Origin of the sequence: Streptomyces sp. NPDC059443 (genome assembly GCF_042750105.1) — a bacterium.
Classification (GTDB): Bacteria; Actinomycetota; Actinomycetes; order Streptomycetales; family Streptomycetaceae; genus Streptomyces.
The window spans coordinates 90,775-113,920 of record NZ_JBHYVM010000026.1 but is presented as its reverse complement, the minus strand read 5'-3'; the positions used below and the strand labels follow the sequence as shown (position 1 = coordinate 113,920).

Sequence of the window (23,146 nt, the reverse complement as noted above, 5' to 3'; positions counted from 1 at the left end):
GACTCCTCCGGAAGGCGGGAAAACTGATGCGTCACAATCGTCGGAATGGCTTGATCGCGGCGGTGGTTGCGGGAGGTGGACTGGCGGTCGCGGGGGTGGGCGGCTTCGCCTACGCCTACGCCGACGCGGACGCGGGCGGGCAGGCGGAACGCTCGCCGGGGTTGCTGTCGGGGAATCTGGTGCAGCTGCCGGTGCACACCCCGGTGAACGTGTGCGGGAACACCGTGAGCGTGGTCGGCGTGCTCAACTCGGCCGCCGGGAACCGGTGCGCCAACGGGACCCCGGACGGCGGTGGGCACCCCGGGCATCCCGGATCGGGACCCTCCCATCCGTCGTCCCAGCCCTCGCACTCCTCGAAACCCGGCGCCGGAAACGGTGCGGGCGGCCATGGTGCGGGCAACGGGGCGGGCAGTGGCGGGGGAGCGGGAGCCGAGGGGCGCGGAAAGGATTCTCCGGGGCTGCTGTCCGGCAACGGGCTCCAGCTTCCGGTGGACGTACCCGTGAACATCAGCGGCAACTCGGTGAGCGTCGTCGGCGTCGGCGACTCCGCCGTGGGCAACACCTCCGTCAACGGTCGGCCACCGAGCGCCGGCCACCCCGCCCAGCCGCCGGCCACCGTGCGGCCCGTCACCCCGCCGGCGCCGGCGCAGGGCCCCGAAGTGCTCGCCCACACCGGCGCCGAAGGCATCGGCTACCTCCTGCCCGGCGGCGCCGCCCTGCTGCTCGGCGGGGCCCTCCTCTACCGCCGCTTCCGGGTCAACTAGCCTTCCGGGAAGCCGCGTCGGCCCCGGTCCGCCAGCCGTCGAGGATCGCGTCGATCCGCGGTGCCAGCCGGGCCCGTGCCGCGAAGCGCGGGAGGCCGCCCATCAGCAGGGCGTCGTACTCGGTGTCGAGGTGGCGCACGGCCGCCCGTACCGCCGCCGAGACGGCCGCCTCGTCCAGGGCCCGGCCGGCCGCGCTGCGCCCGACCCGGCCGCTGCCGCGCACCGAGGCGTGCGCGGCGATGGCCTGCGCCCGCTCCGCCGGGCAGCCGGGGAAGAGCCGCAGGATCTCGGCGGCGAAGGCGGCCGTGAAGCGGGTGTCCTCGGCCGCCCGGCGCAGCCGGTCGCGCTCCCGGCGCCGGGCCCGTGCTTCGGCGTCCGCGAGACAGGCCCGCTCCGCGCGGGCGAGGGCCGCGTCCTCGACGAGGAGGCCCTGGCGCTCGTAGCGGCGGCGGCTCCGGTGGAAGCGGACGACGACGGCGGAGAGCGAACTGGCCTGGTGGGCCCGCCGGGTCAGGGCCGCGTCGCCGCGCGGCAGGTAGACGAGGTGTCCGAGGTCGGCGCAGTCGAGGCAGCGGGGTACGCCGGCCTCGCGGACGAGGTGCCGTAGCGGGCCCTGCCTGCATTGCGCGCAGTGGATCTGCTTCATCGACTCGAAAACGACCAGACTCATGACGGTGTGATACCGCTGTCCGGGCCGTATATCACCTTGTAGGTATGGGTAGTTGCGCTTTCACAAAGCCTTACCCGACCTCGTGATGTCCTCCTACCGTGAGTCGAGGGGGCCGCGGCGGGCCCATGGAGGAGGAACGCATGGGTGGACGGCAGGCGACGGCGCGACGACCGAAGACGGCGGCGGCCCGGCGCTTCAAAGAGGAGGCGGCCTCAGACCTCGTGGCGAGAGAGATCGCCATAGAGCCGGGGGGCTGCACCGGCTGGCACTACCACCAGGTCCCGCTGATAGCGGTGGTCAAGTCCGGGACCCTGACCCGGGTCCTGCACGACGGCACGGTCGAGGTGCACCGCACCGGCACCAGCTTCGTCGAACCGGCCGGAATCCACCACGTCCACCTCGGCCGCAACCTCGGGCCGGAGCCGGTCGTGCTCTGCGTGACGGCCGCCCTCGCCGAGGGCGCCCCCTTCGCGCTGCCCGCCGACGCCCCGCCCGGGGCCACGCCGTGCGCGTGCCCCACGCGCACGCGGTGAACCGGGTCAGACCAGGCGGCGTATTTCCCCGCGCACGCGGTAGAACCCTCCCGAAGCCGGGTGCAGCCCGTCCACCACGTACCGCGCGCCCGGCTCCCGGATCCCGCGCGGGAACTGCACGTTCCACGAGGGCTCGAAGCCGCCCGACACCACCTGGACGCGCATCCGGCCGCCCTGCTGCACGCACTCCACGACCACACCGCCCGCGGGCACCGATCCCACCGTCACCGTCGCCACCGCGGCGGGGGTCGCGGCCGGGGTGAAGACGGGGAGCGCGGCCGCCGACTTCACGTCCACCGCCGTCGGGACCGACCCCTGTCGGGCCGCGGCGATCGCCGCCTCGCTCGCGTCCACGCACACCAGTGACCCGTCCGTGGTGACCAGGTACAGCCGCTCGTCCAGGTACTGCATGGACAGCGCGGACCCGCTGCCGGTGCCCAGCTTCCACAGCCGCCGCCCGTCGGCGTCGAAGCAGTACACCGAGGAGGCGAGGTCACCGGCGAAGACGTGCCGGCCGTCCGGCGAAGTGGCGCACGAGTACACCGCCGCGTCGCACCGGTACGAGGCCTCCAGCGCGCCCGTCGCCTTCGACAGCCGCTGCACGGTGTTGCGGCCGGTCCCCGCGTACACCGCGTGGTCCTCCTGCCAGCCGAACAGCACCGCGCCGTCGGTCTGCGTGTGCCACAACTGCCCGCCGCCGTCCGGAGCGTAGGCCGTCACGCCCTTGCTGTGGCCGTGGTAGACGGCGCGCTCGTCCGCGCGCACCATCCACGCGTTGGTGCCGGAGGACCGCCGCGACCACTGGAACTCGTCCTCGTGGTCGATGACCGTCAGCCCCCCGTTGTGGTCGGCGACGTTCAGCACGCCCTCGTGGATGTCGAGCCAGAAGATGTCCACGTCGGCGGCGATGTCGTACGCCCCGAACGGCACCTTCGACGACAGGTCGTACACCGTGCCGTCGTCGCAGCCGGCGTATATCCAGAACTCGTCCGCCACCAGACACTTCACCCCGTCCGGCAGGGAATAGCGGGCCAGCACCTCGCCGCCGTGGCTCAGGGTGTAGACGTCGCCGGCCTGGTTGCCCACCCAGCAGCGGTCCTCGTCCATGTGGATCCCGAAGGCGGCCGAACCCGTACGGAACCGCCACAGCACCGGGGCCGTCGCGCGTGCCGTGGACGGTGCCGAGGTCACCTGGCGGCGCGTCACCGACCGGGCCGCGCGCCCGCCCCGTACCGCCGGGGCGTACCCCTTGCGGATCTTCTCGCCGACCTTCTTGGCGGCGGCCGCCCGCGCCTTCTCGACGGTGGGGAAGGAGGAGTTCTGGAGCTGGCCGTCCGCACCGATGCGCCCGTACCGCACGGACATGGCGGTGCCGTTCACGGTCACCTCGTAGAACTTGTGGGCCCCGCCGTCGTCCTGCGACAGCTCCAGATACGTCGTCTCGGCAGCCATGACAGACCCCTCCCCAAGGCCGGGCCCCCGGCCCCCTGTGCGCCGTTGATCCCTCGTGAAAAACGTTAGGGGCCACCACTGACAATGGGCTCGTGCAGCTGGAAGCGATCACATGGCAGCGGATGGCCGAGCGGCTCGCCGGTCACCTCGAAGAGGGCGCGGGCGGAGGCGCGGGTGAAGGCGCTGGTGAAGGCGCCTGGCGGCGGGTGGGCATCGACGGCGCCCCCGCCGCCCGTACCGAAGTGCTCGCCGGGGAACTCGCCGAGGCGCTGCGCCTGCGCGGCCGGCCGGTCCTGGTGGTGGCGGCCGGGGGGTTCCTGCGCCCGGCCTCCCTGCGCTTCGAGTTCGGCCGCGAGGACGTGGACTCGTACCTCGGCGGCTGGTACGACACGGCCGCGCTCTGGCGGGAGGTCTTCGGCCCGACCGATCCCGGCGGCACCGGCCGGGTCCTGCCCGACCTCTGGGACCCGGCGACCGACCGGGCGACCCGCAGCCCCTACGCCGAACTCCCGCCCGGCGGCGTGCTGATCGTGCACGGGCCGCTGCTCCTGGGTCACTGGTTCCCCTTCGACCTCAGCGTCCACATCAGCCTCTCCCCGGCCGCGCTGGCCCGCCGCACCGAGGAGTCCGCCCGCTGGACCCTGCCTGCCTTCGCGCGCTACGAGGCCGAGACCGGCCCGGCGGCCCTGGCCGATGCCCTGGTCCGGGCCGACGACCCGCGCCACCCCGCCTGGACGGGGCTCACCGGTCGCACGGGCTGACCCCCGGGCCCCCGCTCCGTCACGGAAGTCCGTGATCCGCAACAGCGCCATCGCGGCTCTGTGACGAAGCGGATCCGGCCATCGCCACGACCGGAACCGGGCCTTACGTTGACGGCACGCTTCGACGGCGGCCATCCGGTGCCGCCTTGGCAGAGGGAGACGGCAATGGGTGTGCGCGGTAACGGGGTTCAGGGTGGGAGACGGCTGCGGACGCAGGCCTGCGCCGCCGCTCTGGTGCTCTGCGGAACCCTGGCCCTCACCGCCTGCAATGGAGACGACGGCGCCGCGGGAGCCGGAGCGGGTCCCGCCGGTACGGCGCCCAGCGCGAGCGCGGCGACCCCTTCGGCCACTTCCGCGCCCTCCGCCCCGGCCGGCACGGCGAAGCCGTCCGCGCCCGCCGCCGCGTCGTCGAAGAAGCCGTCCCCGACCGCCACCGCCGCGGTCAAGCCGAAGCCGCCGGCCCCCGGGCCCACCTGCGCCATCCCCAAGGATCTGGAATCGCCGAACGAGTTCTCCGTCGACCGCTACACCCCCGAGGGCGGCTCCTGGGCCCTGATCGGCAAGCGCGGCCACTGGGGCTGCGCCGTGCCAGGTGGCGCGACCCCCTTCGTGACCGTCGGCGAGGAAATCTTCATTCCCATCGCCGAAGACGCCAAGATCGGCGCCCACGCCCCGATCCTCTCCGGTTCCACGAACAAGCCGATCAGCACGCACGAGCTCACCTCGTGGCTGGAAACCCACCCGAACAAGGGCCTGGTGTTCCATTACAACCTGACCCCCGCCGGTGTGATCGACACCCTCGGCCAGGAGGAGTACAGCTCCTGACCGCCGCTCCCGCCGCTACGGTCGCCCGCCCAGCCGGGTGACCGCCCGCGCCGCCGCCCGGCAGCCGGCCCCGGCGGCCCACGCCGAGCCCGCGCCGGCCAGCCGGGCCGCGAGGAAGGCACCGGTGAACGCGTCCCCGGCGCCCGTGGTGTCCACGGCCTCGGCGGCCTCGGCGGCGACCTCCGCCGTCACCCGGCCGTCCTCGGCGATCAGGGCGCCGGCCGCACCCCGGGTGACCACCACCAGCGGCACCCGCCGGCTCAGCTCCGCAGCCGCCCGCGCGACCCCGGCCGGTCCGGCGGCTCCGGGCAGCCCCGCCAGGAGCAGGGCCTCGTCCTCGTTCGGCAGCAGTACGGCGGCCCCCGCCACGGCATCGAGGAACCGCCGCGGGCCCAGTGCGGCCAGGAACCCCGCCGAGGCCGGATCCACGCTCACCGGCACCCTCCGCGCACGGGCCGCCCGTAGCGCCACCAGGGCCAGCTCCCGGCTGGTGTCGGCGAAGAACAGATAACCGGACAGGTGGAGATGGGCGACGCCGTCCAGCAGTGCGGGATCCCAGTCGGCGGGGGAGAGCCGCAACGCGGCCCCGCTGTCGGTCAGGAAGGTCCGCTCCGCGTCCTCGCCGACCAGGGCGATCACCGTGCCCGTCGGCTCGGTGGGGTCGGTCACCAGGCTCGGCCGGACCCCCGCGTCGAGCAGCGCCCGTTCGTGCCAGTGCGCCGATTCGGCGCCCACCCGCGCGAGGAGCCGTACCTCCGCCGCCCCCGTACGGGCCGCCCAGCAGGCCGCGTTGGCCCCGGCGCCGCCCGGCAGGGTGCGGATGCGGGCGGCGGTGTCGGTGGCCGGGGCCAGTGGTTGCGTGTGCACCGCCACCACGTCCGTCACCACGTCCCCGACGACGAGCAGGGCGCCGGCGGCAACCGGGTCGCCGCCGCCCGCGCCGCTCACGGCCGGGCCGCCCACGCCCGCGCGATCCGGGCCCCGAGGCGCACGTTGCCCCGTACCGCCGCCAGGTTGGCCTCCAGCGAGGCCCCGCCCGTCGCGCGCACCAGGTACCCCAGCAGGAACGGAGTCACCGCCTGGCCCGTGATCCCCCGCTCCCGGCACTCCGACAGGGCCTCGGCCAGCACCCGGTCGTGCAGCTCCGGATCCAACTGCTCGGCCCGCGCGACCGGGTTGGCGACGAGGAGCGCCGACTCCGTCCCCCCGAGGGCGTCCTGGGCGGCCATCACCGCCGCCACCTCCTCCGGGCGGTGCACGGTCCAGTCCACCGGCTCGCCGGAGTCGGCCAGGTAGAACCCGGGGAACCGGTCCGTCCCGTACCCGAGCACCCCGACCCCCAGCGTCTCCAGCCGCTGGAGCGTCGCCGGGACGTCCAGGATCGACTTCACCCCCGCGCACACCACCGTGATCCGGGTCCGTGCCAGCAGCGACAGGTCCGCCGACTCGTCCTGCGACCGCGTCCACTCCCGGTGTACGCCGCCCAGCCCGCCGGTGGCGAACACCCGCAGCCCCGCCCGCGCGGCGAGGAAGGCCGTCGCGGACACCGTCGTCGCGCCGGTGGCCCCCGTCGCCAGTGCGGGGGCCAGATCGCGGTGGCCGAGCTTGCGCACGCCCTCGCCGCTCGCGATCCGCTCCAGCCGCGCCTTGTCGAGCCCGGCGTACGCCACCCCGTCGACCACCGCGATCGTCGCCGGCACGGCCCCCTCCGAGCGGACCAGCTCCTCCAGTTCGCCGCCCACCTCCAGATTCCGCGGGCGGGGCAGGCCGTGCGCGAGGATCGTCGACTCCAGCGCCACGACGGGCTGCCGGCGGTCGAGCGCCTCGCGCACCTCCTCCGACAGGACGGGCACCCGGTCCCACGAGGGCGCGGGCGAAGCCGATGACGGCGCTGCTGCTCTGTGCTGTGACATGTCCCCATCCCTGGCACGGGATTCGGGGCCCCAAACGCGCGGACACCGCACCGGCGCGAACCTATGCGGCATCGGCACCTGCTGACGGCCCCCGAGGTGACGGCGGCCCTGGCCGAAATGGAGCGGGTGCTGCGCCCCGGCGGACACCGGATTCCACCAGCCGCTGCTCGGTGCCCGGCGGGGCTGGACAGGGTGACGCGCCGCGGGGGCGCGCGCTGGACGCTCTGGTCACCGCGGGGTGCGCCGCGTCCGGATTAGGCTGACGCGCCATGAGCACCAGTGACCACGCCTCCGATTCCCCCCAGGCCCCCGCCTCCGCCCCCGCTTCCTTCGCCGTCTCCGTACCGGACCTCCCGGACGCGGAGCTGGAGGCGGAGGAGCTCGACCCCGCGCAGATCGTCTCCGGCGAGCCCGTCGTCACGGGCAAGGTGCTGTGGGAGGCCGCGGACGGCTCCCAGGTGCGCGGGATCTGGCAGATCACCCCGGGCGTGGTCACCGACACCGAGGCCAATGAACTGTTCGTGGTGGTCAGCGGCCGCGCCACCATCGAGGTGGAGGGCGGCCCGACGCTGGAGGTCGGCCCCGGCTCGGCCTGTGTGCTGCGCGAGGGCGACAAGACCACCTGGACCGTCCACGAGACGCTCCGCAAGGCCTACCACATCAGCTACTGAAGCTGCTGGAGCTGGTGGAGCCCGAAGCTACTCGGCCCCGGCGGACGCCTTCACCGGATGGCGGCGCGAGGTGAACAGCGCGAGCGCCGCCATCGGCAGCAGCAGGCAGGCGCCGGCCACGTTGAGCCAGCCGTAGCCGGCCTGGGACATGACCAGACCGGCGGCCGCGCCGCCGATCCCGGCGGACGTGTTCATCGTGAGGTCGCTCAGGCCCTGTACGGCGGCACGCGCGGCCTGCGGCACCGAGTCCGTCAGCAGCGCCGAGCCGGACACCATGCCGGCGGACCAGCCGAGGCCGAGCAGGAAGAGTCCGGCGGCGGTCTGGGCGTGGTTCGGACCGGCCGTGCCCGCGAGCAGGGCGGCGACCGACAGCAGCCCGGCCGCCAGGCCGATCACGGACAGCCGGCCGAGCCGGTCGGCGAGCAGGCCCATCACCGGCGAGAAGGCGAACATGCCGGCGATGTGCCCGCTGATGACCAGTCCGATGAGCTGGAGGCCGGCTCCGTGGTGGCCCAGGTCGACCGGGGTCATCACCATGATCGAGACCATGGTGGTGTGTGACACCGCGATGGTGAGCAGCGCGAGCCGGGCCCTGGGCGAGGCCTTGACCGCCGCGAATCCGGCGCGCAGCGAGCGCCCGGCGGCGGTCTGCTCCGCGGGCCCGGCGAGGGCCCGGGCCGTCAGCAGCGGGTCCGGGCGCAGGAATACGGCGATCAGCGCGGCCGTGAGCAGGAAGACGGCGCCGGCCCAGACGAAGGGCCCCGCGGTCTGCGGTACGGAGGTACCCGCGAAACTGCGGCTGGCGGGGGCGGAGAGGTTGGGGCCGAGCACCGCGCCGAGGGTGGAGGCCCAGACGACGATCGAGATCGCGCGGGCCCGGCGGTCGGGTTCGGCGAGGTCGGCGGCGGCGAAGCGGGCCTGGAGGTTGGCGGAGGAGGCGGCTCCGAAGGCGGCCATGCCGAGCATCAGGAGCGGGAAGCTCTTCACGGAGGCGGCGAGGACCACGAGGGCCGCGCCGGTGGCGCCGATCAGGTAGGCGAGGACCAGCCCGGGCCGGCGGCCGCGCGCGGTCATCAGCGCGGCGAGCGGCAGCGAGACGAGGGCCGTGCCGATCACGGAGGCGGTCGAGGCGAATCCGGACAGCGACTCCGTCCCGCTGATCTGGGTCGCCAGCACCGGTGCCAGGGCGATGCTGATGGGCACGCCGACACCGCCCAGTATCTGCCCGGCGATCAGGACGCCGGTGGTGCGGCGCCGCAGCCGGGGCAGATCGGCGGGGGTGACCGGCGGGGACGAGGTCCGGCCGGTGCCGGATATCGCGGTCACGCGGACCCCCGGCGGAGGCGGGGAGCCGGGCTGTGGCCGGGTCGGGGGTCCTGGCCTCGGCCTCGGCCAGGGCCGGATGGGGCGGCGGGAGTAGTCACTGCCGCAGTTTCCCACCCCTTACCGGCTGGGGGAACCATGAGTCGCCGGTGGTGGCCCGCCACCGGGCCGGCCCGCCCGCCACGGTCAGAACAGCGGCTGCGGGAGGACGCCCTCCAGGGCGAGCAGGGTGCGCTTGGTTTCCACTCCGCCGCCGAAGCCGCCGATGCCGCCGTCGTTCTCCACGACCCGGTGGCAGGCCACCACCACCGGCAGCGGGTTCGATCCCATCGCGTTGCCGACCGCCTGGGCGGCGCCCGGCTGGCCGGCTCGGGCGGCCAGCTCGCCGTAGCTCACGACCGACCCGTAGGGCACGGAACGGTCCAGTTCCAGCAGGACCTGCCGGTTGAAGCCGGAGCTGAGCCGCCAGTCGAGGGGCAGCTCGAAGCGCCGTAGCGTACCGGCGAAGTACGCGGTCAGCTGGCGTACGGGCTCGGCCAGCAGGACCTCCTCGCCCGGCGCGGGACGCCAGGCGTCGGCGCCGAGCCGGGAGATCAGCGAGCCGATCATCTTGTCCGCCCGGTCCGGCCCGGCGTGGAACTCCACCCGGACCAGACCCTCCGGGGTCGCGGCCAGGAGCAGGGGGCCGATGTCGCTGGGGACGACGGTCCATTCGAGGCGCGGCCCGCGGGGCCGCTCGGTGCTGTCCACCCCTTCACGGTACGGCTAACCATCGACGGTGCTGACAGAGCCGACCGTGCCGACAGCGCCGACGGCCCCGCTCGGTACCCGCCCAGTACCGCTCAGTACCCGCCCACCGCGTTCCGTACGACGTCGGGCTTGTCGGTGATGATCCCGTCCACGCCCATGTCCCGGACCTGGCGGGCGGTCTCCGAGTCGTCCACGATCCAGGCGTCCACCTCCATCGCCTTGCCGTGGGCGCCGGCCAGCCCGTGCACCGCGTCCACCCAGTCGCCGTCGATGGTCTTGTACCAGGGGTTGATCCGGTCGGTGAACTCGGCATACTTCGGCAGATCGGCCACGGCCGGGGTGCCGAGGTACGCCGTCACCACGTCGGGGCGCAGCTCGTGGACGGTGCGGATGGACGCGGCGCTGAAGCTCTGGACCACCAGCCGGCGGCTCACGTGGTTCTCGTCGAGCCAGCCGGTCTCCGCGAGGAGGTCCAGGGTCTGCTGTTCGATCCCGGGGTAGAGCTCCGGCTTCTTGATCTCCAGGAGCAGTCGCTGCCGGTTGCGCTGCACCCGGTTCATGTACTCCCGCAGGGTCGGCACGTGGGCGCCCGCGAACTGCGGTCCGAACCAGCTGCCCGCGTCCAGGCTGCGGATCTCCGCCGCGGTGAAGTCCTTGATGCGCCAGGACTTGCGGTCGGGGAACACGTGCTTGACGTTGGTCGTGCGGAGCAGGGTGTCGTCGTGGATCACGACGAGCTCGCCGTCCTTGGTGCGCTGGACGTCGTTCTCCACCCAGTCGAAGCCCATGGCCATCGCACGGTCGATCGATTCGAGGGTGTTCTCCGGGGCGTACGCCGAAGCCCCCCGGTGGGCGTACACGATCGGGTTGGAGAGCCAGTCCGGACCGGGGGCCGCGGGGGCGACCGTCGCGCCGAACACGGTCAGCGTGAGTCCAAGGAAGGCGGCGGTGGCCGCGGCGGCGGGTCGGACGTACATGCGCGTTCTCCTCGGGTCGTGAGCCCTGCTCCTGCCTCAAACGGGGCCGGGGCGGCATTCGTTGCGGCGATCCACTTCTGCGATACGTTTTCGACGCACTTTCAGGGAGAGGTGTGTACGGCGATCATGGGGTTGGCGATCACCGGGCCGCCACCGAACTACGACAAACGGGCGCGACCCGTACGGCCCCGCGGGCCGACCGGAGCATCGGCTGTCAGTGGGGGGTCGTACGGTTGACCCATGCGGCCCGTATCGAAGATCGAACGCACGGTGGCGCCTTTCGAGGTCGTCAGCTCCTACACGCCCAGCGGCGACCAGCCGGCGGCCATCGCCGAGCTGGAGAAGCGCATCCGTGCAGGTGAGAAGGATGTCGTGCTGCTCGGCGCGACCGGCACCGGCAAATCGGCGACCACCGCCTGGATGATCGAGAAGCTCCAGCGGCCCACGCTGGTGATGGCTCCGAACAAGACGCTCGCCGCCCAGCTGGCGAACGAGTTCCGCGAGCTCCTGCCGAACAACGCCGTCGAGTACTTCGTCTCGTACTACGACTACTACCAGCCCGAGGCGTACGTACCGCAGTCGGACACCTACATCGAGAAGGACTCCTCGATCAACGAGGAGGTGGAGCGGCTGCGCCACTCCGCGACGAACTCCCTCCTCACCCGGCGCGACGTCATCGTCGTCGCCTCGGTGTCCTGCATCTACGGCCTCGGCACCCCGCAGGAGTACGTGGACCGGATGGTGCCCCTCAAGGTCGGCGAGGAGATGGACCGCGACCAGCTGCTGCGCCGCTTCGTCGAGATCCAGTACACGCGCAACGACGTGGCCTTCACCCGCGGCACCTTCCGGGTGCGCGGGGACACCATCGAGATCTTCCCGGTCTACGAGGAACTGGCCGTCCGCATCGAGATGTTCGGCGACGAGATCGAGGCCCTGTCCACCCTGCACCCGCTGACCGGCGAGGTGATCAGCGAGGACCGCGAGCTGTACGTCTTCCCCGCCACCCACTACGTCGCCGGCCCCGAGCGCATGGAGAAGGCGATCAACGGCATCGAGGCCGAGCTCGCCGAGCGCCTCGCCGAGCTGGAGAAGCAGGGCAAGATGCTGGAGGCCCAGCGGCTGCGCATGCGCACCACGTACGACCTGGAGATGATGCGCCAGATCGGATCCTGCTCCGGCATCGAGAACTACTCGCTGCACATGGACGACCGCGAGCGCGGCTCCGCGCCCAACACCCTGATCGACTACTTCCCCGAGGACTTCCTCCTCGTCATCGACGAGTCGCACGTGACGGTCCCGCAGATCGGCGCGATGTACGAGGGCGACGCCTCCCGCAAGCGGACCCTGGTGGACCACGGGTTCCGCCTCCCGTCGGCCCTCGACAACCGGCCGCTGAAGTGGGAAGAGTTCCAGGAGCGGATCGGCCAGACCGTCTACCTGTCGGCGACCCCCGGCAAGTACGAGCTCTCGCGCGGCGACGGCTTCGTCGAGCAGATCATCCGCCCGACCGGCCTCATCGACCCGGAGGTCGTGGTCAAGCCCACCGAGGGCCAGATCGACGACCTCGTGCACGAGATCCGCCAGCGGGTGGAGAAGGACGAGCGGGTCCTGGTCACCACCCTCACCAAGAAGATGGCCGAGGACCTCACCGACTACTTCCTGGAGCTCGGCATCCAGGTCCGCTACCTGCACAGCGACGTGGACACCCTGCGCCGCATCGAGCTGCTGCGCGAGCTGCGGGCCGGCGAGTACGACGTCCTGGTCGGCATCAACCTGCTGCGCGAGGGCCTCGACCTGCCCGAGGTGTCGCTGGTGGCGATCCTCGACGCCGACAAGCAGGGCTTCCTGCGCTCCGGCACCTCGCTGATCCAGACCATCGGCCGCGCGGCGCGCAACGTGTCCGGCCAGGTCCACATGTACGCCGACAGCATCACCCCGGCGATGGCCCAGGCGATCGACGAGACCAACCGGCGCCGGGAGAAGCAGGTCGCCTACAACACCGAGCACGGGATCGACCCGCAGCCGCTGCGCAAGAAGATCAACGACATCGTCGCCACCATCGCCCGGGAGGAGCTGGACACCGAGGAGCTCCTCGGCACCGGCTACCGGCAGACGAAGGACGGCAAGGCCCTGAAGGCGCCGGTGCCCGCGCTGGGCGGCAAGGCCGGTCAGGGCAAGGCGGGCAAGGCGGGCAAGGGGGCGAAGGGGGGCAAGGCCGCCGAGGTGCTCACCGACCGTCCCGCCGCGGAACTGGCCGCGCTCATCGAGCAGATGACCGAGCGGATGCGCGGCGCCGCCGCGGAGCTGCAGTTCGAGGTCGCCGCCCGGATCCGCGACGAGGTGAGCGAACTGAAGAAGGAGCTCCGGCAGATGAAGGAAGCGGGCCTCGCCTGACCCGGGGCCGGTCAGTAGGGTTGGGATCCAGTCGCAGGTACACGCTGCGCACCCACATCGGGGGCGGGCCAGTGAGAGGGGACACGCGTGACGGTCAACATGACCAAGGGTCAGGCCATCAGTCTGCAGAAGGCGGACGGAGGCACCCTGACCGCGGTCCGGATGGGTCTCGGCTGGCAGGCGGCCAAGCGCCGAGGGCTGTTCGGCTCGCGGACCCGGGAGATCGACCTCGACGCGTCGGCGGTGCTCTTCGCCGACAAGCAGCCCGTGGACGTGGTCTTCTTCCGGCACCTCCAGAGCGACGACGGCTCGGTCCGGCACACCGGTGACAACCTCGTCGGCGGCGCCGGCCAGGGCGGGGACGACGAGTCGATCCTCGTCGACCTCCAGCGCGTACCGGTGCACATCGACCAGATCGTCTTCACGGTGAACTCCTTCACCGGCCAGACGTTCCAGGAGGTGCAGAACGCCTTCTGCCGCATCGTGGACGAGACCAACGGCCAGGAGCTGGCCCGCTACACCCTCGACGGCGGCGGTCAGTACACCGCGCAGATCATGGCGAAGGTGTCGCGCGTCGGCGGCGGCTGGCAGATGACGGCCCTCGGCAACCCGGCCAACGGCCGGACCTTCCAGGACCTGATGCCGGCGATCCTGCCGCACCTGTAAGCAGCACGGCACGGCGCGATCGACAGCACCACGCAGCACAGCAGAAGAACGGGTACGGGGGAGGGGCTGCACGATGACGGCCGAACTGGTCCGGGGGCAGAACCACCCTCTGTCCCGGAGCCGGGTGGAGATCAGGATCTCGGCGGGCACACCCGTGCTCGCCCTGGCCCAGGTCGGCGACGACGCGGGCCGGCTCGCCGGACCCGGGGCGGTGGCCCATCCCGGGTCGCGGACCCTGCCGGGGCTCGAAGTGCCCGGGGCGGTCTCGGGGCAGCACCGGATAGAGGTCGACCTCGACGCGGTCGGAGCGGCCGTGCACCGGGTCGGTGTCGTCCTCGTCCTGCCGCCCGGCGGTCCGGCACGCTTCGGCGCGGTCCCGGCCTCCTACGTGTCCGTGGCCGAACCCGGGGGCGCCGAGCTCGCCGGGTACACGCTCACCGGGCTGGAGGCCGAGACCGCCGTCGTGGCCCTGGAGCTGTACCGCCGCCAGGGGGCCTGGAAGGTGCGCGCCGTGGGCCAGGGGTACGCCGCCGGGCTCGGCGCGCTGCTGGCCGACGCCGGCCTGGCCGTCCCGGCCGCCACCGAGCTGGCCGCAGCCGCGCTGGGGCCGGCGGTACCGCGGGACATCACGCCGCCGGTCCAGGCCCCGGCCCCCGCCCCGGTCCCGCAGGAGGGTTCGGCGGCCACCATCAGCTACGCCCACCCGCGCCGCCGCACCAGCACCGAACCGCCGGAGCCCGCGCCGCGCCCCGCGGAGCCCGCGCACCCGGGCGAGGCGCCCCGACCCGTCGCCGGGGACGCGAGCGGCTGGTCCATGGAGGAGCGGCTCTACAACCAGGTCTGGGGCATGTTCGAGGACATGGCCCGCTCCGTCGCCGCCTACCGCGGAGCCGTCGAGTTCGCCGACTCCCGCATGGACCGCGAGCTCGACGAAGCCCTGGCCGACCCGCGCCACCGCCTGGGCGGCTCCGGCGACGCCGCCCGCGACGCCGCCCGGACCCGCCGCGACGAGCTGGTCGCGCGGGCGCGGGCCGTGCTCGACCGGGACCTCGCCCAGCTCACCGCCGAATCCGAGGTGGTCGAGCCCGCGCTGCCGACCGCGTACGCCCGCTGGGACAGCCCCGTATGGCACGCGCACGCCGTGCCCGCGGAGAGCCCGCTGGCCCTGCGCCTGGGCGATCTCAGCCTGCCGGAGGGGCCCGGCCTGCGGATCCCGATGCTGGTGCGGGTCCCGCTGGAACGGGGCCTGTGGATCGACAACGGCCGCACCGGCTCCGAGGCCGCCATGGCCATGGACACCGACCGGCTGCGCCGGGCCGCCATGGACATGGCCGTCGCGCACGCCGTACGGCTGCTGGGCGCCCACCCCGCCGACCGGTACGCCGTCCACGTGATCGACGCGGCCGGCGCCGGAGCCGCCTCGCTGGCCCCGCTGGTGCGCGCCGGGGTGCTGGCCGGGCCGCCCGCCGCCGGGGCCGCGGGGGTCACCGAGACCCTGGAGCGGCTGACCCGGCGCGTGGACCTCGTACAGATGGCGGTGCGGGCCGGGGCTCCGGAGGACCTGCCGCCCGATGTGGACACGGCCGATCAGCTGCTGATCGTGCACGATTTCCCGCACGGGTTCGACGACCGTGCCGTCACCCGTTTGCGCTATCTCGCGGACGAAGGTCCGGCGGTCGGCGTGCACCTGCTGATGGTCGCGGACCGTGACGAGGCCTCGGCCTACGGGCCGCTGCTGGACCCGCTGTGGCGCTCGCTGATGCGGCTGTCGCCCGTACCGGACGAGCACCTCGCCGATCCGTGGGTCCACCACGCCTGGACCTTCGAGCCGGACGTGCCGCCGCAGGGCAGCCGGGTCCTGGACCAGGTACTGGAGCGGGTGGCGGCGGCCCGGCGCGGCTCCGGGCGGTGACCGCGGGACGGTCCGCCGCCCGCCCGAGATGACCGCCCATTGGGCAGTTCTTGGTCTCCCCTTTACCTAAAGCGGCTGTGACGGGTACGCTTGTGAGTGCGGAGGGGAGTATTCCTGCTTTCCTGCTACGGCGTGCCCGTCAATACGGACTGCAATCGGTCCCGGGGCGCCGGCCCGCGGCCGCCAGGCCGTCCGGGTGGAAGAGACCTCCGGCAGCGATGACGCTGACAAAGTGCTGAGCCATCTGCCGGAGGCGTGTAAATAGTGGACGTTTCGTTGACCCTATGGGTGCTGACCATTCTCGGTCTGTCCATCCTCATCGGCGCCGATTTCTTCATCGGCCGCAAGCCCCACGACGTTTCCATGAAGGAAGCGGGCATCTGGACGGTCGTCTGGATCGCCCTCGCCGCGCTCTTCGGTCTCGGCCTGCTGTTCTTCGGCCACGGCCAGGCCTCCCAGGAATTCTTCGCCGGTTTCATCACCGAGAAGTCCCTGAGCGTGGACAACCTCTTCGTCTTCGTCCTGATCATGGCGAAGTTCTCGGTCCCCTCCCACCTCCAGCAGCGCGTGCTGCTGGTGGGCGTGCTGATCGCCCTCGTCCTGCGCGCGATCTTCATCGCGGCCGGCGCCGCGATCATCGCCAACTTCTCGTGGGTCTTCTACATCTTCGGCGCGTTCCTCATCTACACGGCGTGGAAGCTGATCCAGGAGGCCCGCAAGGACGAGGAGGACGAGGAATTCGAGGAGAACCGTCTCCTCAAGTCCATCGAGAAGAAGTTCGGTGTCGCCGACCGTTACCACGGCACCAAGCTCTTCATCGAGAAGAACGGCAAGCGCATCCTGACCCCCCTGATGGTGGTCATGCTCGCCATCGGCACCACCGATGTGCTGTTCGCCCTGGACTCGATCCCCGCGATCTTCGGCCTCACCCAGGACCCGTACATCGTCTTCACGGCCAACGCCTTCGCCCTGATGGGGTTGCGCCAGCTGTACTTCCTCATCGGCGGCCTGCTCAAGAAGCTGGTCCACCTCAGCTACGGCCTCTCCGTCATCCTCGGCTTCATCGGCGTCAAGCTCGTGCTGCACGCCCTGCACGAGTCGGGCCTGCACGTCCCGCAGATCTCCATCCCGGTCTCCCTGGGCGTCATCTGCGGCGTGCTGGTGATCACCACGGTCACCAGCCTGATCGCCTCGAAGAAGCAGGCGGCGGCCGAAGCCGCCGCCAGCCCGGAGAACATCGAGGCCTGATCCGCGCTGCCGCGGCCCTACGGGGCTACGCGGGGGCGGCCGCTCCGGCCGCCCCCGCTTCGGCGTCCGTGCCCTTGCCCTTCCCCGTGTCCTTGCCGGGGCCCGCGCCCGTCCCGGGGCCCGTCCGCTGGCGTACGACCACCGGGTTCGTCTCCGGCAGCAGCGCGAAGCAGGCCAGGGAGACCAGGGCGATCGCCGTCAGGTACACCGCGACGGCCCACGGCGGGCCCGCGCCGTCCGCCAGGGCCGTCGCCACGATCGGGGTCAGCGCGCCGCCGAGCACCCCGCCGAGGTTGTAGCCGACGGCCGCGCCCGTGCAGCGGATCCGCGGGGCGTACAGCTCGGGCAGGTACGCGCCCACCACCGCGAACATCGTCACCATGCCGAGCAGGGCGCCGAGCAGCCCCAGCGTCATCAGCAGCGGGTCCGCCGTGCGCAGCAGGGCCACGAAGGGGAACATCCACAGGGCGCAGGCGGCGCAGCCCGCCAGGCAGAGCGGGCGCCGGCCGTAGCGGTCGCCGAGCACCGCCACCACCGGGGTCGCCAGCCCCTTGACCGCGATGGCCGCCATGATGCACGCGAGCATCACCGAGCGGTGCACCCCGAGGTGCTCGGTGGCGTACGCGAGGGACCAGGTGGTGACCGCGTAGAACACGGAGTACCCCACGGCCAGCGCCCCGCCGGTCAGCAGGAGCAGCCGCCAGTGGCCCCGTACGACCTCGGTCAGCGGCGCGTCCGCCCGGCGGCCCGTCTCGGCGAGCGCGCGGAACTGCGGGGTCTCCTCCACCGAGCGGCGCAGCCACAGTCCGGCCAGGGCCAGCAGCCCGGCCGCCCAGAACGGCACCCGCCAGCCCCAGGCGGCGAACTGCCCGTCGGTGAGGGTGCTCGACAGGGTCAGCATCAGCCCGTTGGCCAGCAGGAACCCCACGGCCGGGCCCATCTGCGGGAAGCTCGACCACAGCCCGCGCCGCCGCTCGGGGGCGTGCTCGGCGGTCAGCAGCACCGCGCCGCCCCATTCGCCGCCGAGGCCGAAGCCCTGGAGGAACCGCAGCAGGATCAGCAGCACCGGCGCGGCCATCCCGATGGAGGCGTACGAGGGCACGCAGCCCACCGCCACCGTGGCCAGGCCGGTCAGCAGCAGGGAGCCGAGGAGCACCGGGCGGCGGCCGTGGCGGTCGCCGATGTGGCCGAAGACGGCGGAGCCGAGGGGGCGGGCGAGGAAACCGATGCCGAAGGTGCCGAAGGCGGCGAGGGTCGCGGCGAGCGGGGAGAAGGAGGGGAAGAAGAGCGGCCCGAGCACCAGGGCGGCGGCGGTGCCGTAGACGAAGAAGTCGTAGAACTCGATGGCGGTGCCGGCCAGGGAGGCCGAGGCGAGCCGCAGCATGGAGGGCCGCGCGGGAACGGGATCCCCGGGGGGCTCGGGAGCCTCGGGAGCTTTGGGGCCCTCGGGGGTCCGGGCGGAGGAGGGGGCGGGGGAGGGGTCTTGTTGCATGGTGCAGCAATTACCCCGCCCCACACCCTCAGGACGTGCGTTCGGCCATCATCGACCGGAAGGAGTGCACTGCGTGTCCGGGTTGACGCGGCCGCCGTCGGCTACCAGCCGCGCTCGCGCCATTCGGCCAGGTGGGGACGTTCGGCGCCGAGCGTGGTGTCGTCGCCGTGGCCCGGGTAGACCCAGGTCTCGTCCGGCAGCTCGCCGAAGATCTTCTCCTCGACGTCGTTCACGAGCCGGACGAAGGCCTTCGGGTCGCCCCAGGTGTTGCCGACGCCGCCCGGGAAGAGGCAGTCGCCGGTGAACACGTGCGGGTGACCGTGCGGGTCGTCGTAGACCAGGGCGATCGAGCCGGGGGTGTGGCCGACCAAGTGGCGGGCGGTCAGCGTGACCCGTCCGACCGTGATCGTGTCCCCGTCCGCGACGAGCACGTCGGTCGCGACCGGGATGCCCTCCGCGTCGAGGGCGCCCGCGTACGTCCGCGCGCCGGTCGCCGCGACCACCTCGGCCAGCGCGCCCCAGTGGTCGCCGTGCCGGTGGGTGGTGACCACGGACGCGATGCCGCCGTCGCCGATCAGGCTCAGCAGGGTATGGGGCTCGGCGGCCGCGTCGATCAGCAGCTGCTCGTCGGTGGCCCGGCAGCGCAGCAGGTAGGCGTTGTTGTTCATGCCCCCCACCGCGACCTTGGAAATCATGAGGTCCGAGAGTTCGTGCACGTCGGCCGGACCGCCGACCTTGACCGCTCCGCTGTACGTCATGAACCGATCCTAGAGCGGCGGGAGGGCGGGCAGGAGGCCGCCTTCGGTGGTGAGGGTGGCGCCCTTGTCGGCGCGGCCCGCCAGCCAGCCCAGCAGGGCGGCGGCGCTCCCGGTGACGGTGACCACGGGCTCGCCGGCGGAGCCGGTCCGCCAGCGGCCGCCCCCGGTGGCGGCCAGGGCCGTCGCGGGTACGTCGGGGTGTCCCGACCAGCGGTCGGCCAGGAAGTCGATCTCGCGGGCGGTGAACTCCTCGGAGAGGTCCGTGAGCTCGTAGCCGGCATTGAGGTCGACGTGGTGGAGCTCGACCTCCACCAGGCGCCGGAAGGGGATGCGGGAGGCGCTGTCGGTGACGCCGTTGCGCAGCTCCACCGTGCGGGTCCAGTCCTGCGGGGCCTCGCCGGCGGCCTGCCAGCGGGCCGCGGAATTCCGGAGGTCTTCGAGCTGTTCCAGCAGGGGACGTCCCGAATCGCGCTCGATGTCCGAGTCGCGGGCGGTGCCGCTCTCGTACATGGGGCGGCCCTCGAAGACGTTCACCAGGGCGTCGGCGTTGCGGGCGAGGTGGGCCAGGATGTGGCCCCGGGTCCAGCCGGGGAGATGTGACTCTTCGGCCAGGGCGGCGTTGTCCAGCTTCGCGGTCGCGGTCAGCAACCGGTCGGTGGCTTCACGTACAGATCGCAGGTCGTGCACATGGTCAATCATGCGGCCGAGCCTAGTGGTTGAAGGGCCCGCGCCACACGATCGGGTGAAGCGGGTGGCGAAGGGCCAGAAATCGAATGCACGTGCTATACGCTCGGAGTCCAGTCTCCCACTCCATCGCAGAGGCGCCCCCCAATACCCTGGGACGGGGGCCGGTGCCCCCGCTCTCTCAAGAAAGGTGCGGACCGGCGTGACCGACCGTCTCATCGTTCGTGGCGCTCGCGAGCACAACCTCAAGAACGTCTCGCTCGACCTGCCCCGCGACTCCCTCATCGTCTTCACCGGGCTCTCCGGTTCGGGCAAGTCCTCCCTCGCCTTCGACACGATCTTCGCCGAGGGCCAGCGCCGCTACGTCGAGTCGCTCTCGTCGTACGCCCGCCAGTTCCTCGGGCAGATGGACAAGCCCGACGTGGACTTCATCGAGGGCCTCTCCCCGGCCGTCTCGATCGACCAGAAGTCCACCTCGCGCAACCCGCGCTCCACCGTGGGCACCATCACCGAGGTCTACGACTACCTCCGCCTGCTCTTCGCCCGCATCGGCAAGCCCCACTGCCCCGAGTGCCGCCGGCCGATCTCCCGGCAGTCGCCGCAGGCGATCGTCGACAAGGTGCTCGCGCTGCCCGAGGGCAGCCGCTTCCAGGTGCTGTCGCCGCTGGTGCGCGAGCGCAAGGGCGAGTTCGTCGACCTCTTCGCCGACCTCCAGACCAAGGGCTACAGCCGCGCCCGGGTGGACGGGCAGACGATCCAGCTCTCCGAGCCCCCAGCACTGAAGAAGCAGGAGAAGCACACCATCGAGGTGGTCATCGACCGCCTCACGGTCAAGGAGGGCGCCAAGCGCCGGCTGACCGACTCCGTGGAGACCGCCCTCGGGCTGTCGAGCGGCATGGTGATCCTGGACTTCGTCGACCTCACCGAGGACGACCCCGAGCGCGAGCGGATGTACTCCGAGCACCTCTACTGCCCGTACGACGACCTCTCCTTCGAGGAGCTGGAGCCGCGCTCCTTCTCCTTCAACTCGCCCTTCGGCGCCTGCCCCGAGTGCACCGGCATCGGTACGCGCATGGAGGTGGACCCGGAACTGATCGTCCCGGACGAGGACAAGTCCCTGGACGAGGGCGCGGTCTCGCCGTGGTCGCTGGGCCACACCAAGGACTACTTCCAGCGGCTGGTCGGCGCGCTCGCCGAGGAGCTGGGCTTCCGCACCGACATCGCGTGGGCCGGGCTGCCGCTGCGGGCGAAGAAGGCCCTGCTGTACGGCCACAAGACGCAGATCGAGGTCCGCTACCGCAACCGGTATGGGCGCGAGCGGGCCTACACCACGGCCTTCGAAGGCGCGGTCCCCTTCGTCAAGCGGCGGCACTCGGAGTCCGAGAGCGACGCCAGCCGCGAACGCTTCGAGGGCTACATGCGCGAAGTGCCCTGCCCCACCTGCGAAGGCACCCGGCTCAAGCCGATCGTGCTCGCGGTGACCGTGATGGACCGCTCCATCGCCGAGGTCGCCGCGATGTCGATCAGCGAGTGCGCGGACTTCCTCGGCCGGATGAAGCTGGACGCCCGCGACAAGCAGATCGCCGAGCGGGTCCTCAAGGAGGTCAACGAGCGGCTGCGCTTCCTCGTGGACGTCGGCCTCGACTACCTCTCGCTCAACCGCGCCGCCGGCACCCTCTCGGGCGGCGAGGCCCAGCGCATCCGCCTCGCCACGCAGATCGGCTCCGGCCTCGTGGGCGTGCTCTACGTACTGGACGAGCCCTCCATCGGCCTGCACCAGCGGGACAACCACCGGCTGATCGAGACGCTCGTCCGGCTGCGGGACATGGGCAACACCCTCATCGTCGTCGAGCACGACGAGGACACCATCAAGGTGGCCGACTGGGTCGTGGACATCGGTCCGGGCGCCGGCGAGCACGGCGGCAAGGTCGTGCACAGCGGCTCGCTGAAGGAGCTGCTGAAGAACCCCGAGTCGATCACCGGTCAGTACCTGTCCGGCAAGCGGGCCATCCCGCTCCCGGACGTACGCCGTCCCGTGGACCCGGCGCGCAAGCTGACGGTCCACGGCGCCAAGGAGAACAACCTCCAGGACATCGACGTGTCCTTCCCGCTGGGCGTGTTCACGGCCGTGACGGGCGTCTCGGGTTCGGGCAAGTCCACGCTGGTCAACGACATCCTGTACACGCACCTGGCGCGCGAGCTCAACGGCGCGCGGTCGGTTCCGGGGCGGCACACGCGGGTGGACGGCGACGACCTCGTCGACAAGGTCGTGCACGTGGACCAGTCGCCGATCGGGCGGACCCCGCGGTCCAACCCGGCGACGTACACGGGCGTCTTCGACCACGTCCGCAAGCTGTTCGCGGAGACGATGGAGGCGAAGGTGCGCGGCTACCTGCCGGGCCGCTTCTCCTTCAACGTCAAGGGTGGCCGCTGCGAGAACTGCTCCGGCGACGGCACGATCAAGATCGAGATGAACTTCCTGCCGGACGTCTACGTCCCGTGCGAGGTCTGCCACGGCGACCGGTACAACCGGGAGACGCTGGAGGTCCACTACAAGGGCAAGTCCATCGCCGAGGTCCTGAACATGCCGATCGAGGAGGCCGCCGGCTTCTTCGAGGCGGTCCCGACGATCTCGCGGCACCTGAAGACTCTGAATGAGGTGGGGCTGGGGTACGTGCGCCTCGGCCAGTCCGCGCCGACGCTGTCGGGTGGTGAGGCGCAGCGCGTCAAGCTGGCCTCGGAGCTCCAGAAGCGCTCCACGGGCCGGACCGTGTACGTCCTGGACGAGCCCACGACCGGCCTGCACTTCGAGGACATCTCGAAGCTGATCAAGGTGCTGTCGGGGCTGGTCGACAAGGGGAACACGGTGATCGTCATCGAGCACAACCTCGATGTCGTCAAGACCGCGGACTGGGTCGTGGACATGGGCCCCGAGGGCGGGTACGGCGGCGGCCTCGTCGTCGCGGAGGGCACCCCGGAGCAGGTCGCGTCGGTGGGCGCGAGCCACACGGGCAAGTTCCTGCGGGACATCCTGGGGGCGGACCGGATCTCCGACGCGGGGTCGCCTGCGGCGGTGTCCCCGGCGAAGAAAGCTCCCGCGAAGAAGGCTCCGGCCAAGAAGGCGGCGGCTCCGGCTGCCGCCAAGAAGACCGCGGCCGTGGCGAAGAAGGCGACGCGGGCCCGCAAGGCGTAGCCGCTGCGCGGTGCCAGGTCCCCGACCCGCCCTTCGCCCGTTCCGGGGGGGGGCGGCCCCCCCCCCCCCCCCCCCAACCCGGCGGGGGGGGGGGGTGAAGACCCGGCCGCGGGTGTGGGGGCCGGGCGGGCGCGCCCGGGCCCGCGGCGAGAGCGACCGG

Annotated in this window: 20 protein-coding genes; 10 read left to right on the top strand and 10 right to left on the bottom strand. The window is 72.3% G+C overall.

Annotation, left to right across the window (positions count from 1 at the left end):
• Positions 1–62 precede the first annotated feature (62 nt).
• Positions 63–764, top strand: a complete 702-nt coding sequence (locus ACFXDJ_RS24250; RefSeq protein ID WP_384652363.1) for a chaplin — start codon at positions 63–65, stop codon at positions 762–764.
• Here ACFXDJ_RS24250 and ACFXDJ_RS24245 read toward each other — a convergent pair.
• On the bottom strand, positions 757–1,434 hold the full coding sequence (locus ACFXDJ_RS24245) for a DUF2293 domain-containing protein (protein WP_384652364.1): 678 nt from the start codon (positions 1,432–1,434) through the stop codon (positions 757–759). The genes ACFXDJ_RS24250 and ACFXDJ_RS24245 overlap by 8 nt on opposite strands.
• Before the next feature lie 140 nt (positions 1,435–1,574).
• Between ACFXDJ_RS24245 and ACFXDJ_RS24240 the strand changes: the two genes are divergently transcribed.
• Positions 1,575–1,967, top strand: a complete 393-nt coding sequence (locus ACFXDJ_RS24240) for a cupin domain-containing protein (RefSeq protein ID WP_384652366.1) — start codon at positions 1,575–1,577, stop codon at positions 1,965–1,967.
• A gap of 6 nt (positions 1,968–1,973) precedes the next feature.
• Here the strand turns inward: ACFXDJ_RS24240 and ACFXDJ_RS24235 are convergent, their stop codons facing one another.
• Positions 1,974–3,419, bottom strand: coding sequence for a WGR domain-containing protein (locus ACFXDJ_RS24235; RefSeq protein ID WP_384652368.1), 1,446 nt, complete (start codon positions 3,417–3,419; stop codon positions 1,974–1,976).
• A gap of 92 nt (positions 3,420–3,511) precedes the next feature.
• Between ACFXDJ_RS24235 and ACFXDJ_RS24230 the strand changes: the two genes are divergently transcribed.
• Positions 3,512–4,180 carry a uridine kinase gene (locus tag ACFXDJ_RS24230; protein ID WP_384652370.1) on the top strand — a complete coding sequence of 223 codons (669 nt, stop codon included), beginning with the start codon at positions 3,512–3,514 and terminating at the stop codon, positions 4,178–4,180.
• A gap of 165 nt (positions 4,181–4,345) precedes the next feature.
• On the top strand, positions 4,346–5,005 hold the full coding sequence (locus ACFXDJ_RS24225; RefSeq protein ID WP_384652372.1) for a hypothetical protein: 660 nt from the start codon (positions 4,346–4,348) through the stop codon (positions 5,003–5,005).
• A gap of 15 nt (positions 5,006–5,020) precedes the next feature.
• On the opposite strand, the gene ACFXDJ_RS24220 is transcribed toward ACFXDJ_RS24225, so the two are convergent.
• Together ACFXDJ_RS24220 and ACFXDJ_RS24215 are read right to left on the bottom strand one after the other, a co-directional pair.
• Complete coding sequence (locus ACFXDJ_RS24220) at positions 5,021–5,968, bottom strand: carbohydrate kinase family protein (protein ID WP_384652374.1); 948 nt, start codon at positions 5,966–5,968, stop codon at positions 5,021–5,023.
• Positions 5,950–6,918, bottom strand: coding sequence for a pseudouridine-5'-phosphate glycosidase (locus ACFXDJ_RS24215; RefSeq protein ID WP_384652376.1), 969 nt, complete (start codon positions 6,916–6,918; stop codon positions 5,950–5,952). The genes ACFXDJ_RS24220 and ACFXDJ_RS24215 overlap by 19 nt, the downstream gene beginning before the upstream one ends.
• Positions 6,919–7,187: 269 nt before the next feature.
• Here ACFXDJ_RS24215 and ACFXDJ_RS24210 point away from each other — a divergent pair, with 269 nt between their 5' ends.
• Positions 7,188–7,589 carry a cupin domain-containing protein gene (locus tag ACFXDJ_RS24210; protein WP_384652378.1) on the top strand — a complete coding sequence of 134 codons (402 nt, stop codon included), beginning with the start codon at positions 7,188–7,190 and terminating at the stop codon, positions 7,587–7,589.
• Positions 7,590–7,616: 27 nt separating this feature from the next.
• Here the strand turns inward: ACFXDJ_RS24210 and ACFXDJ_RS24205 are convergent, their stop codons facing one another.
• The 3 genes from ACFXDJ_RS24205 to ACFXDJ_RS24195 form a co-directional block, all read right to left on the bottom strand.
• The gene (locus ACFXDJ_RS24205) at positions 7,617–8,915 is read right to left on the bottom strand and encodes an MFS transporter (protein WP_384652380.1); all 1,299 of its coding nucleotides are present in this window, start codon (positions 8,913–8,915) and stop codon (positions 7,617–7,619) included.
• 183 nt (positions 8,916–9,098) lie between these two features.
• Entirely contained in the window at positions 9,099–9,662 is a 564-nt protein-coding gene (locus ACFXDJ_RS24200; protein ID WP_384652382.1) for a methylated-DNA--[protein]-cysteine S-methyltransferase, read from the bottom strand.
• A 92-nt stretch (positions 9,663–9,754) separates the two neighbouring features.
• Complete coding sequence (locus tag ACFXDJ_RS24195) at positions 9,755–10,639, bottom strand: glycerophosphodiester phosphodiesterase (protein WP_384652384.1); 885 nt, start codon at positions 10,637–10,639, stop codon at positions 9,755–9,757.
• A gap of 240 nt (positions 10,640–10,879) precedes the next feature.
• Between ACFXDJ_RS24195 and uvrB the strand changes: the two genes are divergently transcribed.
• The 4 genes from uvrB to ACFXDJ_RS24175 all read left to right on the top strand — a co-directional run bounded on the left by uvrB (position 10,880) and on the right by ACFXDJ_RS24175 (position 16,859).
• On the top strand, positions 10,880–13,033 hold the full coding sequence (gene uvrB, locus ACFXDJ_RS24190) for an excinuclease ABC subunit UvrB (RefSeq protein ID WP_384652386.1): 2,154 nt from the start codon (positions 10,880–10,882) through the stop codon (positions 13,031–13,033).
• Between the two features lie 87 nt (positions 13,034–13,120).
• Positions 13,121–13,699: a TerD family protein gene (locus ACFXDJ_RS24185; protein WP_384652388.1), complete on the top strand. Its 579-nt coding sequence runs from the start codon at positions 13,121–13,123 to the stop codon at positions 13,697–13,699.
• A gap of 73 nt (positions 13,700–13,772) precedes the next feature.
• Positions 13,773–15,611 carry a TerD family protein gene (locus tag ACFXDJ_RS24180; RefSeq protein WP_384652390.1) on the top strand — a complete coding sequence of 613 codons (1,839 nt, stop codon included), beginning with the start codon at positions 13,773–13,775 and terminating at the stop codon, positions 15,609–15,611.
• Between the two features lie 264 nt (positions 15,612–15,875).
• The gene (locus tag ACFXDJ_RS24175; protein ID WP_384652392.1) at positions 15,876–16,859 is read left to right on the top strand and encodes a TerC/Alx family metal homeostasis membrane protein; all 984 of its coding nucleotides are present in this window, start codon (positions 15,876–15,878) and stop codon (positions 16,857–16,859) included.
• A 25-nt stretch (positions 16,860–16,884) separates the two neighbouring features.
• On the opposite strand, the gene ACFXDJ_RS24170 is transcribed toward ACFXDJ_RS24175, so the two are convergent.
• From ACFXDJ_RS24170 to ACFXDJ_RS24160, 3 genes are all read right to left on the bottom strand, one after another.
• The gene (locus ACFXDJ_RS24170) at positions 16,885–18,243 is read right to left on the bottom strand and encodes an MFS transporter (protein ID WP_384850269.1); all 1,359 of its coding nucleotides are present in this window, start codon (positions 18,241–18,243) and stop codon (positions 16,885–16,887) included.
• A gap of 209 nt (positions 18,244–18,452) precedes the next feature.
• Entirely contained in the window at positions 18,453–19,109 is a 657-nt protein-coding gene (locus ACFXDJ_RS24165; RefSeq protein WP_384652393.1) for an MBL fold metallo-hydrolase, read from the bottom strand.
• A gap of 9 nt (positions 19,110–19,118) precedes the next feature.
• Positions 19,119–19,808, bottom strand: coding sequence for a maleylpyruvate isomerase family mycothiol-dependent enzyme (locus tag ACFXDJ_RS24160; protein ID WP_384652395.1), 690 nt, complete (start codon positions 19,806–19,808; stop codon positions 19,119–19,121).
• Positions 19,809–19,995: 187 nt separating this feature from the next.
• Between ACFXDJ_RS24160 and uvrA the strand changes: the two genes are divergently transcribed.
• The gene (gene uvrA, locus ACFXDJ_RS24155) at positions 19,996–22,986 is read left to right on the top strand and encodes an excinuclease ABC subunit UvrA (RefSeq protein ID WP_384652397.1); all 2,991 of its coding nucleotides are present in this window, start codon (positions 19,996–19,998) and stop codon (positions 22,984–22,986) included.
• The last annotated feature ends 160 nt before the right edge of the window (positions 22,987–23,146 follow it).